Below are 3,697 nucleotides of genomic sequence, written 5' to 3' on the forward strand. Positions count from 1 at the left end.
CACCTTTTTGAGCTCCGCTTTGTCAGCAGCCGCTGCCGCGCGCTGTTGTTGGTTCAGGCGATTGGTCTCCTCGACATAGGCGTGGATGGCTTCAGCCACAATCTCAGGCGCCATCAACCGGTGGCGAAGGCCCTCAAGAACTCGTGCTTCAAGCGCCTCGCGCTTGATGGTGCGAGCGTTTGTGCACGAACGTCGGTTCAAGTGCGCCGAACACCCAAAGCGATCCTGTCCTCGCAGTGAGACCGGGCCGTTACAGGTGCCGCAGACAAGCAGGCCGGATAACAATGATTTTGGTCGGCGCTTCATCTGGAGCTCGGCTCCCACGTTTGCGCTGTCCATCGAGCGAGCGTAGTCAATGCGCAGGGACGTTTGGCGCGCCTTTACAGCTTGCCACAAGTCGTCATCGAGAATTCGCAGCTCGGGTACTTCCGTTGTAATCCACTGGGATTCGGGATTGATGCGGGAGACACGTCGACCCGTCCGAGGATCCTTGAGATAACGTTGACGATTCCAGATGAGCCGGCCGATATAGAGTTCGTTGTTGAGGATGCCGGTGCCGCGCTTGATGTGGCCGCGCAATGTTGTGTTCCCCCATAGCTTGCCATACGGGCCGGGTATCCCTTCCGCATTGAGCCGCTTGGCTATTGTCAAAGGGCTGATGCCATTCGCGTAGTCACGGAATATGCGGCGGATGACCTCGGCTTCCACCACGTTGATCGTGCGATCGCCCCGGATCGGTTCACCACCGGCGTCAAGGCACCTCACCAGATCGTAGCCGTAGGACAGTCCGCCCCCAGAYTTTCCCTTCTCGACGCGGCCRCGCAATCCGCGATGGGTTTTCTTCGCAAGATCCTTCAGGAACAGCGCGTTCATCGTGCCCTTGAGGCCAACATGGAGTTCGGAGATTTCTCCTTCGGCGAGAGTGACGATGGTTATGCCGGCAAACTGTAGGTGCTTGTAAAGCGTCGCGATGTCGGCCTGATCGCGGGATATACGGTCTAGCGCCTCTGCCAGCAGAAGATCGAACTTCCCTGTCCTCGTGTCGCGCGACATTCAGGGTGAGAAAGCGCGACAAACAAGATGAGAATCCTGCGTTCCGGGATTGGCGAAGGGCGTAGTGCGGATTCCGATGATCCCGGTCGCCTGTTCCAATCTGATCCCGGCCATCATTCCGATTTGATCCCGGCCGGGTAGAAGCCAGATCGTTTCGCTTGATGGCATTAGGGATTGACGGTGGTCAAGCGGCGGTTTGGGTCGCAGGCCGGCGCATGGATTCACCCTCGAGTTCGAGGCGGTGTGCATTGTGAACGAGGCGGTCCAGGATGGCGTCGGCGTATGTCGGATCGTTTATGGTCTGATGCCAGCGGGCCACGGGAAGTTGGCTGGTGACGAGCGTGGAGCGCTGACCGTAGCGGTCTTCGAGGATTTCCAGGAGATGATGGCGGGCGTTGCCGTCGAGCGGCTGAAGGCCCCAATCGTCCAGGATCAGTAGCTCCACCCGGGCGAGGCTTTTCAGGCGGGCGGCGATACGGCCGTCACCTTTGGCCAGCGTGAGCTCGTCGATCAGCCGCGGCAACCTCGTGTAGAGAACCGAACGATTATCGCGGCAGGCCTTGTGGCCGATCGCACAGGCCAACCAACTTTTGCCGATGCCGGTCGGGCCGATGATGGCCAAGTTCTCGTGCCTGGATATCCAGTCACCGGCGAGCAGCGTTTCGAAGAGCCGGCGATCAAGGCTGCGGCGTGTTCGATAATCAACATCCTCAGGCACGGCGCGGTGCCGCAGTTTGGCGTGACGCAGGCGCAAAGCGAGGCGTCTGTCATTTCGGTAGGTGGCCTCGTGGTCGAGCAGCAGCGCCAGCCATTCGGCATGGCTGAGGCCATCTGCATCGTCGTTGCCTTCCATCTCGGCGAAGGCCTTGGCCATGCCGGCCAGGCCAAGCTGGCCCAGAAGGTCCAGAGTGGGATGCTTCAGCATTCTTGCTCCTTCAGTTGTAGTAGCTCGAGCCGCGGATGTTGGAGTGGATGATCGGCTCTTGCTCGGGGGATTGGGGAACAGGCACCTGATCGAGCCCCTTCTCGAGGATCGATTTGACCGACGGATAATTGCGCGCCTGGATTTCCAGCGCGCGCAGCGCCGCGGCTTCGAGCCGCTGGGCACCGAAGCGTTTCTCGAGCCCGATGATGCCCAAGCATGACCGGTAGCCCTGTTCGGGATGGGGCTTCGCCTCGATGACCTTCTCCACCAATAGGGACAACATCGGCCCGATCCGGCTTGCCTCTTCGCGGATCTTGGCCGGCGTCCATTCGCCGTAGCGCCGATGGCTGGAGGGCATGTGCTCGGGGACTGTGGTGTGCCGGCCATTCCCGCTGCCGCGCATGTGCACGGCGATACGCTCGCCTCCCAGGAAGATTTCGACCGTGCTGGCAGTGAACCGGGCTTCGACCTCCCGGCGCGCGAAGCGGTGCGGGACCGAGTAGTGATGCCGCTCGATTGCGATATGATAATCCAGCCCGACGCGGCAGCGGCGCCATTCGGCATGAACCCACGGCTCTGCCGGCAGCGGCTTGAGGTTCGGAACATCGACTTCGTCGAACAGCTGGCGGCGCGTCTTGCCGAACTGGCGCAGCACCCGCCGGTCATTGAGATCGGCAAGGCATTCGGCGATCGCTGCGTTCACCTCGGCGAGGCTGTAGAAGATCCGGTTACGTAAGCGGCCAAGCAACCAGCGTTCGACGATACCGACGCAGGCTTCGACTTTGGCTTTGTCCCGCGGCTTGCGCGGCCGGGTCGGCAGGATCGCCGTACCGTAATGCCGGGCCATGTCGGTGTAACTGCGGTTCACCTGAGGGTCGAAGTGACAGGCCTTGATCACCGCCACCTTGGCGTTGTCGGGCACCAGCAACTGAGGAACACCGCGGAAGAAGGCGAAGGCGGCATTGTTACCTGCGATCCAGTCGGGAAACTGCTCGGTCCACGTCGCCAGCGCAAACGATAGGCTCGATCCGCCCATCACGGCGACGAAGATGTGGGCGTCGCGGACTTCTCCGGTCCGCCGGTTCACCACGACCGGCACCGTATCGCCAGCGTAATCAAGGAATAGCTTCTCGCCCCCGGCATGGCTCTGCCGCATGACCAGCGGCAAGCGGCCTTCCCAGCGGCGGAACAGATCGCAGAATCTCGAGTAGCGATATCCGTCCGGATGCTCGGCACGGTACTCCTCCCAGAGCACCTGCAGCGTCACGTGTTTGCGCTTCAGCTCGCGCGCTACCACCGGCCAGTCCGGCTCCGGAAGCTTGCGTCGGCCAGGTTTGACGCCGGAGGGGCCATACAAGCGGCCCTCCAGATCTATGTCGCCGATCTCGGACGGAACCGGCCACGCCAATCCCGAGCGGTCGAAGCGCACGATCATGTCGCGCACCGTTGATCGAGCAAGGCCAGTCAGTCGGGCGATCTCGCGCATCGGGACACAAGCCTCCCGATGCATTCTCATTACTTCGCGCACATGGCGCATCTTCGGCCTCCTCGTCGGCATCTCCATCCTCCGGCTGCTGCGCCGATAAGATGGACCCAACGATCGGGCTTCTCACTCCCTCCCGGGTGGCCGGGAATTGCTCGGAATGGTGGCCGGCATCATCTCGGAATCCCGGCCGGGATCAAATCGGAATGGTGGCCGGGATGACCCCGGAATCCGCA

Annotated in this window: 3 protein-coding genes; all 3 read right to left on the reverse strand. The window is 61.8% G+C overall.

The window, feature by feature from the left end:
• On the reverse strand, nt 1-1,053 hold a 1,053-nt coding region (locus tag L284_RS44365; protein WP_021235865.1), incomplete at its 3' end, for a recombinase family protein.
• Between the two features lie 184 nt (nt 1,054-1,237).
• The gene (gene istB, locus L284_RS44370) at nt 1,238-1,978 is read right to left on the reverse strand and encodes an IS21-like element helper ATPase IstB (protein WP_021235376.1); all 741 of its coding nucleotides are present in this window, start codon (nt 1,976-1,978) and stop codon (nt 1,238-1,240) included.
• Between the two features lie 10 nt (nt 1,979-1,988).
• Nucleotides 1,989-3,515 (reverse strand): IS21 family transposase, encoded by a 1,527-nt coding sequence (gene istA, locus L284_RS44375; RefSeq protein ID WP_081674106.1) that lies wholly within the window; start codon nt 3,513-3,515, stop codon nt 1,989-1,991.
• Between the last annotated feature and the right edge of the window lie 182 nt (nt 3,516-3,697).

The organism is Novosphingobium lindaniclasticum LE124, assembly GCF_000445125.1.
GTDB lineage: Bacteria > Pseudomonadota > Alphaproteobacteria > Sphingomonadales > Sphingomonadaceae > Novosphingobium > Novosphingobium lindaniclasticum.